This is a genomic window from Plantibacter sp. LMC-P-059a (assembly GCF_030209505.1).
In the GTDB taxonomy this organism is placed as follows: Bacteria; Actinomycetota; Actinomycetes; order Actinomycetales; family Microbacteriaceae; genus Plantibacter.
Window position 1 is genome coordinate 371,916 of sequence record NZ_JARVRZ010000006.1, and the last position, 13,190, is coordinate 385,105.

Sequence of the window (13,190 nt, forward strand, 5' to 3'; positions counted from 1 at the left end):
AGGTCCCGACCGGCGGTCGGGCAGGATGAGGACATGATCCTGTTGCTCCCGGCCGCCGTCTTCGCCGTGCTGTACCTCGCGAGTCGACGCCGCGACGCACGTCGGTTGCGCAACGGGGTCTTCCTCGTCGCCGCCATCGCCTGCGCGTTGGGCGCCCTCCTCACGGAGGCTGCCCGAACGACGCCGTTCACCGTCCTGCTGGCGACGTTCGGTGCGGTCGTGCTGGTGGGGGTCCTCGCCGTGCTCCTCGTCGGGAACGGCATCACCATGATCCGCCTCGAGGGACGAAGTCTCGGCAACCTGCTCTCCCTCTTCGCCGGCGTCGCGATCCTCGTCCTCCCGGTGCTCGCCGTCCTGCTCGTCCTCGGACTCGATCTGAGTCCCCTGCCGTCCTGGGCAGCGATCCTCCTCGTCGCGGTGGGGGTCCTCCTCGGCTTCGCCTGCCTGTACGCGGCGGCGACGTTCGCCGCGTTCGGCGTGTACTCGCTGGTCTACAGCCGCTTCCGACACACCGTCGCCCCCGACGTGGTCGTCATCCTCGGCTCCGGTCTGATCGACGGACAGGTCCCTCCCCTGCTGCGCAGCCGTCTGGACCTCGCGCTCCGCATCCACCGCTCAGCGCGTCCGGGCACGCGCCGCCCCCTGCTGATCCCCTCCGGTGGCCAGGGGGACGACGAGCCGAGGCCCGAGGGTGTCGCCATGGCGGAGTACCTCATCGCGAACGGCGCGGAGCCGGCGGACGTGCTCCCCGAGACCGAGTCGACGAGCACCCGTGAGAACCTGCTGCGCTCGCGCGAACTGCAGGAGTCGAGCGGCCGGACCGGTGACACCCTGGTCGTCACGAACAACTACCACGTGCTCCGGGCCGCACTCCTCGCCCGCTCCATCGGCAGTGACGCGCAGGTGATCGGGTCGCCGACGGCCGCATACTACGTGCCGAGTGCGTTCCTGCGCGAGTACATCGCGATCATGGTGGAGCACCGCATGCTCAACGCGCTGGCGATCGCCGGGGTCGCCGGCCTCGTCGCGCTCGCCGTCGTCTGGTCGCTGCTCCCGATCTGAGCGGGGCCTCTGCGGGGAGCACCCGCTCACGCAGGCCCGGACGCCCACGCCACGAGCTCACGACACGAGACGACGGGCCGCCATCGTGCATGGCACGAGGACGGCCCGTCGGGCGTCGTTCCGGTGGTCGCTCAGTCGGGAGCGGTGTCGTAGACCTCACGCGCGTCATCGGTGACCTCGGAGGCCGGCCCCGAGTCGGGCTGGTGATCGGTCGAACCGTCGGCGTCGGCGTCGCCCAGCGGCTCGTCGAGTTCGGTCGACGGTTCCGGGGTCTCGACGGCCTCTTCGGTCGCCTGCTCCTCGGCGGGAGCGGCGTCCTCGGAGCCCGTGCCGTCGACGGTCTGGCTCGAGCCGTCCGAGCCCGAGCCGGCGGTCGTCTGGTCGGAGCTCACGAGCTCGGCCGTGTCGATGTCGGCGCCTTCCCAGGCCTCCTGGTCGGCTCCGGCCTCTCCGGTGGCGAGGTCGTCGTCTGAACGCTGGTCCTGCTGATCCGTCATGATGCACTCCTCTCCGCGGAGCGCGTCGCGCTCCGTGTCCCGTGACTCTACGTGGGGACCCTCCACGGTTTCCCGGGGTTGACAGTGGGCTCCGGGCATCGGAGATGCTCGCGCTAGCGTGGAGGCATGACCCTTCCCACCTCGGACACTCGCGTCACCTACCCCGCAGGAGCCCTCGTCTCGACGGGCACGGTGCTGCACGTCGAACCCGTGGGCGACCGCCTCGCCGTCGTGCTCGACGAGACGGCCTGCCACCCGGTGGACGCCGCCTGGCCCGACCAGCCCGCCGACCAGGCCACCATCCGGTTCGGCGACGGTGACGGCGAGGTCACGGTGCTCGACTGTGTCGTGGGCGCGACGGACGGCACCGAGCTGTACCTCGGCGACGCCGTCCCCGTGAAGAAGGGCACGGAGGGCTGGGCATTCCTCGTCGTGCACCTGGTGGCCGGCGACGCTGCAGCCGCGGCGGTCGAGGGCGCGACGGCACGCGTCGAGGTCGACGCCGCCACCCGTCACGCCTTGTCGGCCGGGCACACCGGCTGCCACCTCGCCTCCCTCGCCTTGAACGCGGCGCTCGTCGGCGCCTGGCGGAAGGAGGTCGCCCTCGACACCCTGGGCGCACCTGACTTCGACGCGCTCGCCTGCGAGTCCTCCAGGATCGCGCCGCACGCGTCGACCGACCGCTACCGCATCGGCAAGTCACTCCGGCGGAAGGGCTTCGACCCGGCCGCCCTCGACGACCTGGAGGCCCTCGGCTCTCGCATCCGCGAGACCCTCGACGGCTGGCTGGACAGCGGTGCGGCGGTCCGGATCGACCGTGACGGCGACGGGCTCACGGATCGCCGCCGGTGGCACTGCGAGGTGCCGGGCGGGCCTGCGGTCCTCGCGTGCGGCGGGACGCACGCCGCCTCGCTCACCGAGTTCTCGAGCATCGCGGTCTGGCTCGAACGCGAAGAGGTCGACGGCGCCGTGGTGCTCTCGATGGTCAGCACGGTCGTCCCCGCCGGCTGACCGCGCCGCCGACCGGAGCGGTCCCGCTACGCGCTGATGCCGCTACGCGCTGATGCCGGTTGAGGCCGCGCCGCCGACGCCGGCCAGCAGACCGCCGATGACGAACACCCAGAGCACGACGAGCGCCGCCCACCCGAGGAGGAACAGTCCGTTGAGGACGACACCCGTGATCGCCATGGCCCGACCGGTCGGCTCCCGCTTGAGCGCCATGAGTCCGAGCGCGAACCCGACGATCGGGAGCACGAAGGTGAACCCGAAGAACAGCGAGACCAGGCCGATCACCATGCTGGAGATGCTCAGGCCACGCGGCGGTGACTGCGGGTAGGGGTAGGGAGCCGGGTACATCGGCTGCGCATACGGCTGCTGTGCGTAGGGCTGCACGGGGTACTGCTGCACCGGGTACTGCTGGGCGTACGGCTGCACCGGATACGGCTGGACGTACGGCTGCACGGCGCCGGACTGCGGCGGAGCGGGCTGCTGCGGGTACGCCTCGTGCGGTGCAGGGGGTTGCGGCTTCCATCCGTCCGGTGCGCTCATGCCCGCCAGCCTACCGATGCGCCGCGATCCGGGGCCGATGCCTGGGGCCGGTTGCACCCGTCAGCTCTCTGGGAGCTTCGCCTCCAGGGACGGCGAGGCGCTGGAAAGCGACTACCGTATTCGTGCGGTCCTCGCAGGGAACCCGGAACACGGACCGCGCCACACCCAGAAGGAGCACCGTGCAGAACGACGCGATCGCCGAGGAACAGGACCACCTCGATCGGCTGCACGACGTGATCCGGACGCAGTCGGACCTCGAGGAACGGCGCTCCGAGCTCGCCCTCCGGGCCTTCGACGGCGACGACGACTCCAGCTTCTCGGAACGCGACGCCCTGGTCGCCCACCACCGTCAGCGGATGGTCGAGCTGCGGTCGTCCAGCTACGGTCTGCTCTTCGGCCTGCTCGAACGCGAGACCGAGGAACGTCACCACATCGGACGCATCGGCCTGCGCGACCCGGAGAGCGGTGACCAGTTGCTGCTCGACTGGCGCGCCCCGGCCTCGCGACCGTTCTACACCGCGACGCCCCTGCGTCCCGAGGGGCTGCGCCTGCGTCGACGCATCGGGACGGCCGGTCGCCGGGTCACCGAGGTGCATGACGAGGTCCTCGACACCACGCTGCTCAGCGAGGACGAGCCGAGCGGCATCGGCGAGTCCGGCGCGTTGCTCGCCGCCCTCGGTCGTGCACGGACCAAGCACATGGCCGACATCGTCGACACCATCCAGGCGGAGCAGGACGCGATCATCCGCGCACCCCTGCCCGGCACCCTCCTCGTGCAGGGCGGGCCGGGTACGGGCAAGACCGCCGTCGCCCTCCACCGCGCCGCCTACCTCCTCTACGAGCACCGCGAGCGCCTCATGCGGAGCGTCGTGCTCATCGTCGGGCCGAACTCGACCTTCCTCGACTACATCAGTCGAGTGCTGCCCTCGCTCGGTGAGACGGCCGTCGTGCTCGTCACGCCGGCCACGCTCGTCCCCGGCCTCGACGCACATGCCGAGGACTCGCTCGACGTCGCTGAGCTCAAGGGTCAGCTGCGCATGGCCGATGTGGTCGCCCGCGCCGTCCGCGAACGACAGGTGCCGCTCGACGAAGCGGTGACGATCCGCATCGCCGGCGACGGCCCGCTGCGGGTGACCCCGGGGGTCCTGCGCCGGATCAAGGCCGGCATCGAACGCTCCGGCACGCCCCACAACGAGGCCAAGCTGCGATTCGACCGGGCCGTCCTGACGCACCTCATCGGCCTCGAGGCGAAGCGCGACGGCTTCGAACCCCGCACGGGCGAGGACGCCGACGAGCGTCGCCAGGAGCTGAGCGAGGAACCCGAGGTCGAGGAGCTGCTCGACACGATGTGGCCGATCCTCGAGCCGGCCGAGATCGTCGACCGCCTCTTCACCGATGCCGAGCTGCTCGCGCGCGTGACGCCGGACCACACGGACGAAGAGCGTCGACTCCTGCTCCGTGCGCCCGCCGACCCTAGCGCCGCCGGCGAGACCGCCTGGGCCGACCGCCTCACCCCCGGCGACATCGCCCTCGTCGACGAGGCGGCCGAACTCATCGGCGAAGACCAGCGGCCCGAGCTGGAACGCCAGCGTCGAGCCGCCTACGAGCGCCGCCACGACGTGGAGTACGCGCGCAGCGTGCTCGAGATGATCGGCGACATCAGCATCGACGACGAGGCTCAGGACGACGACTACCTGCGTTCCGCGCAGGACCTCGCCGACCGGCAGACCATCGAAGACGACCGGAGCCCGGCGGACCGCGCGGCATCCGACCGCACCTGGGTCTACGGCCACGTCATCATCGACGAGGCGCAGGAACTGACCCCGATGCTCCTGCGCGCGATCCTGCGCCGCGGGCCGAACCGGTCCATGACGCTCGTCGGCGACATCAACCAGCAGAGCACTTCGGCCACGCGTTCCAGCTGGCAGGAGTTGCTCGGCCCGCAGCTCCCCCGGTGGACGCAGGAGCTCCTCACCGTCAACTACCGGACGCCCGAGCAGATCATGGAGCTCGCCGACCCGGTGCGTCTCGAACTCGACCCGGAGTCCCCCGCCCCCGTGTCGATCCGTCGCGGCGAGGAGGAGCCCGTACAGCTCACCGTCGGCCCCGACGAGCTCGCAGCGACGGCCGTGCGGGCGGCGATCGAGGCGATCACCGCGCACGTCGGGATCGCGGGCGTCATCGCGCCCCGCCCGCTGCTGGCGGACATCGACGCCCTGCTCGCCGACGCGGGAGCCGATCGCAGCCGGGTGTGGAGCGGAACCGCGCGCGAGAGCAAGGGCCTCGAGTTCGACAGCGTCGTCCTCGTCCAGCCGGAGCAGTTGGGCGGCTCCGGTCGGTCCGCGTTGTCGCTCCGCTACGTCGCGCTCACCCGCGCCACCCAACGACTCACGGTCGTCGACACCCCCTCCTGACCGCCCTCGTCCGGCGACGCACCGTCGTCCGGGCCCGTCCAGAGCATCCGACGGCGGTGAGGACCGTAGTCTTGAGCTCTGCCAACAGAATGTGAGGCTGGGATGAAGGTCATCAGCTACAACCTCCGCAAGAACAAGGCCAGCGGCGAACTCGTCGCGCTCACCGAAGAGTTCGGGCCGGACGTCCTCGCGTTGCAGGAGGCGGACACCCTGCAGCTCCCTGCCGAGCTCGGCAGCCTGCACCTCGCGGACAGCACCCATCGCAACCGGCTTGGCCTCGCGATCTACTACCGCCGCGACCGGTTCACCGCCGAGTCGACGCAGACCTTCGCGCTGAAGAAGTCACTCCACGACATGGTGCTGGCACCCGCGCACGAGCGGCTCATCGGCACGCGCCTCACCGACGTCGAGGCAGGCCGCGAACTCATCGTCGCGTCCTTCCACGCCGCGCCCCTCACCGCGCTCAACTCACTACGACGCCACCAGATCAAGGCCGCGCACGAGCAGCTGCACGCCATGGGCGACGTCCCGACGCTCATGGTCGGCGACTACAACTACCCCCTCTTCCAGAAGGGGCTCGGCACGAAGATGCAGGAGAGCGGCTACGACCTCAGCCTGAGCGACCGCAGCACCTACACGCGCTACAAGATGTTCCGCGGACACTTCGACTTCGCGACGTCCGTCGGCCTGAAGATCGACCGCGTGCAGACGCTGCGTCGCGGCATCTCCGACCACCTGCCGATCCTCGTCGACGCGAGCTACGGCTTCGCCGTGCCCGAGGACGACGGCGCACCGGAGTCCGCCGCCCGCTGATCCGGTCGCCTGCCCCTGTGCGCGCCTCGTCCGTCTCCTCACGCCTTCTTCTCCTCGTTCCCTAACTCAGGACGACGTCGGCGTGTCGCGAGGTCGGCGCCGTATATCGCTCCGACACGCCGAGGCATTCCTGAGTTAGGGACCCAGCCGTGGGCCCGACGCGGACCCGCGGGCCGGGTCAGATGAGGCTGCGGAGCAGGTCCTCGACGCTCGTGCCGGCCTCGCGGGCGCGGCGGACGAGACGCTCGTGCTCATCGGCGGTGACCTCCAGGGTCAGCGTGTGCCACGTCGGCTCGACGTCGAGCGAGAACAGCGCACCGTCGTCCTCGGCGTCGAACACGGGGGCGGTGCGTTCCTCCTCCACCTCGAGGTCGGCGAACAGCTCCGGCTCGGTCGTCTCGGAGGCGGCGTCAGCGACGGCGTCGGCCTCGGGGGTCGACGAGGTCTCCGCAGCCCCGGCACCGGTCCATCCTGGTCCCTCCGGCACCGGCGTCTTGCGCTGGTAGGCCTCGGCGGCGGTGCGGGCACGGATGTCGGCGGCCTCGTTGAGCCGGTGACCGACGTGTCCCTTGACCCACTCGAACCGGTACCGCCGGCCGGCGATGGCGGCGTCGATCTCCTGCATGAGCTCGAGGTTCATGACCGGCTTGCCGTCGCCCTTCTTCCAGCCCTTCTTCTTCCAGCCCGGCATCCACTTCGTGATCGAGTCGATGACGTACTTGCTGTCGCAGAGGATGTGGAGGTCGTCGTCGACGTGCTCGGTCGCCCGGAACAGTTCGAGGACGGCGCGGAGCTCACCCATGTTGTTCGTGCCGTGCGGCCACCCGCCAGCCGCCCAGCAGTCGTCGTCGACATACCAGGCCCAGCCTGCGGGTCCGGGGTTGCCGAGGGCGGAGCCGTCTGCGGCAGCGGTGATCGTCATGAGCGCCTTTCGATGAGTGCCCTCCATCGTATCGACGCACCACCGACGGCCCGGCCGCCGGCCGCTGTCATCGGTCGCCGCGGCCACGATCAGGCGGGGGCGAAGACGCTCACGGTGACGGCGACGGTGACGCGGGTGAATCCGGGCAGGTCGGCGATGGCCTGCTCGAAGACGTCGTCGTCGAGGTGGTGGGCACTCGGCCCCATCTGGACCTCGTCGCGCACCTCTTCGGGCATCAACTCGACGGCGTAGTCGAGGGTCTCGCGGGAGCGCAGCTCGAAGCCGTCCAGCTGGGCGTCGAGTCGGGCGTCCTTGCGCTCGGCGATCCCGATCATGCCGAGTCGGTCGCGCAGTTCGGCCAGGTGGCCGGGTTGCGGTGTCACGACGGTGAGCAGTCCGTCGGGCCGCAGCACGCGGCGCATCTCAGCGCCATTGCGTGGACCGAAGATGCTGAGCAGGTGGTCGACCGACGCCGTCTGCAGGGGGAACGGCGCCCACGCGTCAGCCGTCGCGGCGGCGGCCCGGCCGTGAGCGCGCGCAGCCCGACGAGCGGCGAGGGGCGAGAGGTCGAAGCCGAACCCGCGCCAGGCGGGCCGCGCATCGAGAATGCGACCGAGGTAGTAGCCGGTCCCTCCGGCGATGTCCACGACGAGCGGGACGCTGTCGTCGTCGACGGAGCCGTCCGGGAGGAAGCGGGCGAGCGGCAACGTCCTGGCGACGTGGTCGGCGATCGGCTCGTAGTGCTCCGCCTCCAGGAAGGCCGCGCGGGCGGCGACCATCTCCTGCGTGTCGCCGGTCTTGGGCGTCCGGCCACCGACGACGAGCGACGCATACCCCTGGCGCGCGATGTCGAAACTGTGTCCGGCCGGGCAGCGCAGCACCCGGTCGCCGAGGGCGAGCGCGGCGGAGCAGATCGTGCACGCGAGATCCGGTGCAACGAGCGTCAGGCGATCGTGCTGCTGCACGTCCCCGAGGACCGGCATCCGCTCGGAACGCTCCGCTTCCAACTGCTGTGTCCCTTGCTGCCAGACGGCTTCCGGTTGTCGCACTTCACCCACACGGTGAGTCTAGGCGCGTGTCGGGTGTCCGTGGTCGCCGGGATGTCGCGGTGCGCGAGACGCTTCCCGGCGGACCACCGGGCGTCGACTGACCGAAGCCCGGCGGGGTCACTCGTCGAGTGCCGCGCGGAGGCGCTCCGTCTCCTCGTGGGCCGCGTCCAGGGAACGCTGCGCGCGATCGGCCTCGCGCTGTCGACGAGCCAGTTCGCGAGCGGCGTCGGTGAGCTCGGCATCCAGCTCCTCCAGCCGCCGGGCGAGGTCCTCGCGATCGCGGAGGAGGCCTGCCCGGCGGACCGCGGCGTCGTCGAGGAGCGAGTTCGCCTCCTCGCTCGCTCCCTCCGCGGTGCCCGCCTCGCGCTCGGCCGCGTCGAGGCGGGCGAGGAGCCGTCGGCGGCGATCATCGGCCTCCGCCGGGTCATCCTGCGTCTGCCGATCGCGCTCCGATGTCGCCTGGGCATCATCGCGTCGCGCGCCTGGCCCGCCGACGACGCCGCCCCATCCCGAGCCGCTCGAGGTCGGAGCGTCGGTCAGCCGGCCGGATGAGAGCTGCGCGACCAAGTCCGCATCGGCGCTCGCGGCCTGCAGGCTCTGGCGCACCGTCTCGACGACGGTCGGCGAGAGCGTCGCCCCCTCCTCGGCGGCCGCGGCGACGGTGGTGTCGACGAGCCGCGCGACGAGGGCGCGCCGGTCGGCGCCGAGCGATCGGAGTGCTGCTGCATCGCCTGCGCTCTGGGCCGTGGCGAGCGACGCACCGAGCTGCTCGAGCTCGTCCAGGGCTGTCGGCTGGTGGGCAGCCAGCACGTTGAGCGCCCAGGCGGCGACCGACGGTTTCCGGAGCGCGAGGATCGCGGTGGCGAGATCGGTGTCGCCGTGCTCGCGCGCTGCGGTGGCGAGCCTCTTCCGTTCGGCGACGAAGGTCGGGAGCGGTCGGCGTAGGAGGGCGACCGCGGCGGCGACGAGGTCGGTCGGCGGCGGCGTGTCGTCGCGATCCTCAGGCATGGCGCGGCTCCCTCGCATCATTTCACGTCAGGCTAGCGCCCTCTCGCGCCAGAACCGAGCCGCGCTGTCGCCTTTTCGGGGGGTCGTGCAGACAATGTGGACATGGATGCCAGACCTTACCCAGACACGGTGGAGCCGCCGGAAACCGCCGCTTGCACCGACCTCAAGAGCCTCCTCAGGACGGTGGAGTTCCCCCTCTCCCGTCGTGAGCTGCAGGCCATCGCCGTCCGCTCCGGCCTCGACCGAGGGACGATCGCTGCACTCGGCACGCTCACCGAAGAGCGGTACGCCGGGTCGTTCGCGATCCTCCGTGAACTGCGTCACCACGGCGAGCTCCGTCACTCCGCCTGACCCACCACCCGGCACCTGCCGGGTTGCCCAGCGCGGTGCGCTGACGTGAGCGCGGGCCACACGCGTGGGCGCGGGTCTCCGGAGGGGTGCGCTCACGCGCCAGGGGCGCGGCGACGCCAGCGCACCGCGCTGACAACCCCGACAGATGCCGTGCAACGCAGAAACCCCCGCCGAGGCGAGGGTTTCGAGCTGAAGATCTAGCGCGGAGACGGCGGGATTTGAACCCGCGGTCCCCTTACGGGGACTCCACCTTAGCAGGGTGGTGCACTAGGCCGAACTATGCGACGTCTCCATGTGCGCTCGCGAACGGACGCACGACGACCAGCATAACCGGAGATGGGCGTGGAGACGAATCCCCCGATTCAATCGAGGGCGGGACGGTCGCACGCAGGTTCCTGAGCTTGTCGAAGGACAGGCACCGAAGACGCGACGCCCTTCGACAAGCTCAGGGACCGGAGTGGTCGCGCGGCCGGGACCGGGGCATCGGTTCCTGAGCCTGTCGAAGGACAGGGACCGGAGTCACCCCAGAGACCGCAGTCTGCGCGGACTACTGGTTCTCGAGGGTCCGGCCGCGCGAGCAGGTCCGCTGGTCGGCGGTCTGCCCCTGCACGGACGAGGGCAGCACGACGGCGCCGGCCGAGGTGTCGGTCGCATCCGCGGGCGGAGCCGTCGCCGCAGGATCGGCACCGGCATCGGCACCCTCCGCCGGGTCCGCGGGAACAGGGTCGGCCGGGTTCGCGACCGCGCCGGCACCCGTGGCACCCGTGAGCTGGATGGGCTGATCGTTGGCGAGCGCTGCGAACAGGGCGGTCGCGGCGTCGTCGATCGGCTCGACCCCGCCCTCGACGGCCTCGTTCGGGTACTGCACGAACGCGATGTTCGACAGGTCGACCTCGCGCAGCGTCATGGCGATCGCGATCATCGTGTCGAGACTCGTCAGGCTGTCGGACAGCTGCATGTTCTGCGCCGCCGCCTTGGCCAGCGAGTAGAGGATGGCGGGGTTCGTGAGCGTCTCGGCGCTCTTCACCTGCTGCATCATCGCCGACAGGAACACCTGCTGGTTGCTGATCCGGCTGAGGTCGCTGCCGTCGCCGACGCCGTGACGGGTCCGGAGGAACTGCAGGGCCTCATAGCCCTCGAGCGTGTGCTCGCCCGCCGATAGGAAGGTGTTGGTGTACTCGTCCTCGATCGGGTCAGCGACGCACACCGTCACCCCGCCGAGCGCGGTCGACATCGCCATCACCCCACTGAATTGCACCTCGGCGGCGAACGGGATCTCGAGGCCGGTGAGCTGCGACACCGTCAACGCGGTGCAGGCGAGGCCGCCGTAGCTGAGCGAGGTGTTGATCTTCTGCCGGCTCATCGAGTCGAACGACCCGCCGGTCGGGTCGGGGCAGGAGGGGATGGAGACGAACATGTCGCGCGGGAAACTGACGACGGTCGCGTTGCTGTGGTCCTCGGAGATGTGGACGAGCATGGTGACGTCGTTGAGGTTGCCGGTCTCCTCCTCGGCGTCGCCGAAGACCGGGTCCTGGCCGGCACGGGAGTCACTGCCGACGATGAGGAGGTTCACGCCGCCCGGGTAGGCGCCGATCGCGGGGAGGTCGGTGACCGTCTCACCCTGTGCGTCGACGAGCGCGACACCGGGCTTCACCGTCGCGGCGACGTCCCACAGCGCGATGCCGGCGACGATGCCACCACTCACGAGTGCGACGGCGAGGGTCGAGGCGAGGATCTTCAGGCCGGTCGCCACCGGGTTCGAGCGCTTCAGACGGCCGTGTCTGGCGATGGTCGCGAGCTTCTTCGGGCGTGGCCCACGAGCTGCCGTGCGTCGAGCCGCGGGGTCGCCGGCGGGCTCGTCGATGTCGGGCGAATGCGGGGGCATTGGTCGATTCAACCACGGGAGCATGTGCAGCGCACAGCCGGATACCCCGGAACCGACGGCGAGGCCAACCGATCCGGGTGTGGAGGGCGGTGCAAAACGGTGTGGCGAACAGTGCGGAGGGCGTGGGATTCGAACCCACGAGACATTTCTGCCCACCAGTTTTCAAGACTGGCTCCATCGGCCGCTCGGACAGCCCTCCTGATGGTCGATCGCCCGCGATGACGCTGCGGCCGACCAGGATCGAGTGTATCGGATGGGGCCAACGGCGAAGCGGCCCCATCCGATCACCCGGTGACTACTGGTCTTCCTCGGGACGACCCGCCGTGCAGGTGTTCTGTGCCGCGTTCTGGCCCGTGATCGTGTCGGGCAGCGCCACCGGACCGGCCGCCGACGGGTCGGCCGGCGCAGCGGGATCGGCCGCCGCATCGGTCGCCGCGGGGTCGGGCGTGACGGGGGCGTTCGGGTCGGTCACGACGTACTTGCCGGTCGCCGACAGCGCGACCGCCTGGTCGCTCTGGAGTGCCGTCCACAGGACGTCGGCGTCAGAGGTCGCCTCGACACCGCCCTCGACCGTGGCGGTCGGCGTCTGGACGAACGCCACCCGGTCGAGCGGGATGTCCTTCAACGCCGCCGCGATCGACACCATCGTGTCGATGTTGTTCAGGCTGTTCGACAGGGTCACGTTCTTCAGCGCGGCCCGGGCGATCGAGTAGAGCTTGATCGGGTCGGACAGCGTCTCGCTGCTCTTCAGCGTGCGGACGAGCGAGGACAGGAAGACCTGCTGGTTCGAGATGCGCGACAGGTCGCTGCCGTCGCCGACGCCGTGACGCGAGCGGAGGAAGGCGAGCGCGGAGGCGCCCGAGAGGTCGTGGGTGCCGACGTCGAGGTTGATGCCGCTCCAGGCGTCGTTCAGCGGTTCGGTGACGCACACCGGGACACCGCCGACGGCGTTCGACATCGAGATGACGCCGTCGAAGCCGATCTGCGCGGCGAACGGGATGGAGAGGCCGGTGATGCCCTCGACGGTGGACACGGCGCAGGCCAGCCCGCCGTCGGCACCGCCGTACATGAGGGCCGTGTTCATCTTGTCGCGGCCGTTGCCGCCGTTCGCGCAGTCGCCGATCGGCACGTACATGTCGCGCGGGAAGCTGACGACCGTCGCGCTCGAGTGGTCGGCGGAGATGTGCATGAGGATCGTGACGTCGTTGAGGTTCTCGTCACGTTCGCCGTACGCCTCGTTGCCGTCGCCCGAGTCGCTGCCGACGAGGAGCAGGTTGACGCCACCCTCGATCGCGCCGATGTTGGGCGGCGGGGCGCCGGGCGTCTCGTTGTCGAGGTGCGCGACCGGCTTCACACTGTTGGCCAGGTCGAGGGCGGCCACACCGGCGACCGCGATGCCGCTCACGCCCACGACGGCGGCCGTCGCGGCGATCACCTTCGCGACCGTGGCGAACGGGTTCGACTTGCGGAGCCTGCCGTGACGGACGGCGGCGCGCGCTTTGGACGCGTCGGCGTGGCGGGTCATGGATCTCGCTCTCATCTCAGGAACAGGGCTGGCCCCAACCCGGGCGGACCGGGCTGCAGCGACGCGGGAGGCGACCGATGGAACCGGCACGACCCGACGCCCCATGCGCACCGGAA

At 70.7% G+C, this 13,190-nt stretch carries 12 protein-coding genes and 2 tRNA genes; 5 read left to right on the forward strand and 9 right to left on the reverse strand.

Features of this window, described 5'->3' with window-relative positions:
* Window positions 1-33 precede the first annotated feature (33 nt).
* Entirely contained in the window at window positions 34-1,062 is a 1,029-nt protein-coding gene (locus tag QRN27_RS15080; RefSeq protein WP_285042934.1) for a YdcF family protein, read from the forward strand.
* Window positions 1,063-1,193: 131 nt separating this feature from the next.
* Here QRN27_RS15080 and QRN27_RS15085 read toward each other — a convergent pair whose 3' ends face one another.
* Entirely contained in the window at window positions 1,194-1,559 is a 366-nt protein-coding gene (locus QRN27_RS15085; protein ID WP_194671274.1) for a hypothetical protein, read from the reverse strand.
* Between the two features lie 126 nt (window positions 1,560-1,685).
* Here QRN27_RS15085 and QRN27_RS15090 point away from each other — a divergent pair, with 126 nt between their 5' ends.
* A complete protein-coding gene (locus tag QRN27_RS15090; protein WP_285042935.1) occupies window positions 1,686-2,570 on the forward strand; it encodes an alanyl-tRNA editing protein in 885 nt (294 codons plus the stop codon).
* Between the two features lie 42 nt (window positions 2,571-2,612).
* Here QRN27_RS15090 and QRN27_RS15095 read toward each other — a convergent pair whose 3' ends face one another.
* Window positions 2,613-3,107 carry a DUF4190 domain-containing protein gene (locus QRN27_RS15095; RefSeq protein WP_285042936.1) on the reverse strand — a complete coding sequence of 165 codons (495 nt, stop codon included), beginning with the start codon at window positions 3,105-3,107 and terminating at the stop codon, window positions 2,613-2,615.
* Window positions 3,108-3,286: 179 nt separating this feature from the next.
* Here QRN27_RS15095 and QRN27_RS15100 point away from each other — a divergent pair, with 179 nt between their 5' ends.
* Together QRN27_RS15100 and QRN27_RS15105 are read left to right on the forward strand one after the other, a co-directional pair.
* Window positions 3,287-5,521 carry a HelD family protein gene (locus QRN27_RS15100; RefSeq protein ID WP_285042937.1) on the forward strand — a complete coding sequence of 745 codons (2,235 nt, stop codon included), beginning with the start codon at window positions 3,287-3,289 and terminating at the stop codon, window positions 5,519-5,521.
* A gap of 102 nt (window positions 5,522-5,623) precedes the next feature.
* On the forward strand, window positions 5,624-6,334 hold the full coding sequence (locus QRN27_RS15105; RefSeq protein WP_056010962.1) for an endonuclease/exonuclease/phosphatase family protein: 711 nt from the start codon (window positions 5,624-5,626) through the stop codon (window positions 6,332-6,334).
* 178 nt (window positions 6,335-6,512) lie between these two features.
* Here the strand turns inward: QRN27_RS15105 and QRN27_RS15110 are convergent, their stop codons facing one another.
* The 3 genes from QRN27_RS15110 to QRN27_RS15120 all read right to left on the reverse strand — a co-directional run bounded on the left by QRN27_RS15110 (window position 6,513) and on the right by QRN27_RS15120 (window position 9,313).
* Entirely contained in the window at window positions 6,513-7,256 is a 744-nt protein-coding gene (locus tag QRN27_RS15110; protein WP_285042938.1) for an RNase H family protein, read from the reverse strand.
* A gap of 89 nt (window positions 7,257-7,345) precedes the next feature.
* Window positions 7,346-8,314: a putative RNA methyltransferase gene (locus QRN27_RS15115; RefSeq protein ID WP_285042939.1), complete on the reverse strand. Its 969-nt coding sequence runs from the start codon at window positions 8,312-8,314 to the stop codon at window positions 7,346-7,348.
* 108 nt (window positions 8,315-8,422) lie between these two features.
* Window positions 8,423-9,313, reverse strand: a complete 891-nt coding sequence (locus QRN27_RS15120) for a hypothetical protein (protein WP_285042940.1) — start codon at window positions 9,311-9,313, stop codon at window positions 8,423-8,425.
* 102 nt (window positions 9,314-9,415) lie between these two features.
* On the opposite strand from QRN27_RS15120, the gene QRN27_RS15125 reads away from it, so the two are divergent.
* Window positions 9,416-9,664, forward strand: a complete 249-nt coding sequence (locus QRN27_RS15125; RefSeq protein ID WP_285042941.1) for a hypothetical protein — start codon at window positions 9,416-9,418, stop codon at window positions 9,662-9,664.
* A 203-nt stretch (window positions 9,665-9,867) separates the two neighbouring features.
* On the opposite strand, the gene QRN27_RS15130 is transcribed toward QRN27_RS15125, so the two are convergent.
* The 4 genes from QRN27_RS15130 to QRN27_RS15145 form a co-directional block, all read right to left on the reverse strand.
* Window positions 9,868-9,956 (reverse strand) — tRNA-Ser (locus QRN27_RS15130).
* Between the two features lie 255 nt (window positions 9,957-10,211).
* Window positions 10,212-11,549: an LCP family protein gene (locus tag QRN27_RS15135; protein WP_285042942.1), complete on the reverse strand. Its 1,338-nt coding sequence runs from the start codon at window positions 11,547-11,549 to the stop codon at window positions 10,212-10,214.
* Window positions 11,550-11,663: 114 nt separating this feature from the next.
* A tRNA-Ser gene (locus tag QRN27_RS15140) sits at window positions 11,664-11,748 on the reverse strand.
* 96 nt (window positions 11,749-11,844) lie between these two features.
* The gene (locus QRN27_RS15145; RefSeq protein ID WP_285042943.1) at window positions 11,845-13,074 is read right to left on the reverse strand and encodes an LCP family protein; all 1,230 of its coding nucleotides are present in this window, start codon (window positions 13,072-13,074) and stop codon (window positions 11,845-11,847) included.
* Between the last annotated feature and the right edge of the window lie 116 nt (window positions 13,075-13,190).

Excerpts from the sequence above, each read along its gene's own strand:
- QRN27_RS15085 (WP_194671274.1), bottom strand. The coding sequence starts at position 1,559 with ATGACGGATCAGCAGGACCAGCGTTCAGACGACGACCTCGCCACCGGA.
- QRN27_RS15110 (WP_285042938.1), bottom strand. The coding sequence starts at position 7,256 with ATGACGATCACCGCTGCCGCAGACGGCTCCGCCCTCGGCAACCCCGGA.
- QRN27_RS15090 (WP_285042935.1), top strand. The coding sequence starts at position 1,686 with ATGACCCTTCCCACCTCGGACACTCGCGTCACCTACCCCGCAGGAGCC.
- QRN27_RS15095 (WP_285042936.1), bottom strand. The coding sequence starts at position 3,107 with ATGAGCGCACCGGACGGATGGAAGCCGCAACCCCCTGCACCGCACGAG.
- QRN27_RS15125 (WP_285042941.1), top strand. The coding sequence starts at position 9,416 with ATGGATGCCAGACCTTACCCAGACACGGTGGAGCCGCCGGAAACCGCC.
- QRN27_RS15080 (WP_285042934.1), top strand. The coding sequence starts at position 34 with ATGATCCTGTTGCTCCCGGCCGCCGTCTTCGCCGTGCTGTACCTCGCG.
- QRN27_RS15120 (WP_285042940.1), bottom strand. The coding sequence starts at position 9,313 with ATGCCTGAGGATCGCGACGACACGCCGCCGCCGACCGACCTCGTCGCC.
- QRN27_RS15135 (WP_285042942.1), bottom strand. The coding sequence starts at position 11,549 with ATGCCCCCGCATTCGCCCGACATCGACGAGCCCGCCGGCGACCCCGCG.
- QRN27_RS15145 (WP_285042943.1), bottom strand. The coding sequence starts at position 13,074 with ATGACCCGCCACGCCGACGCGTCCAAAGCGCGCGCCGCCGTCCGTCAC.
- QRN27_RS15105 (WP_056010962.1), top strand. The coding sequence starts at position 5,624 with ATGAAGGTCATCAGCTACAACCTCCGCAAGAACAAGGCCAGCGGCGAA.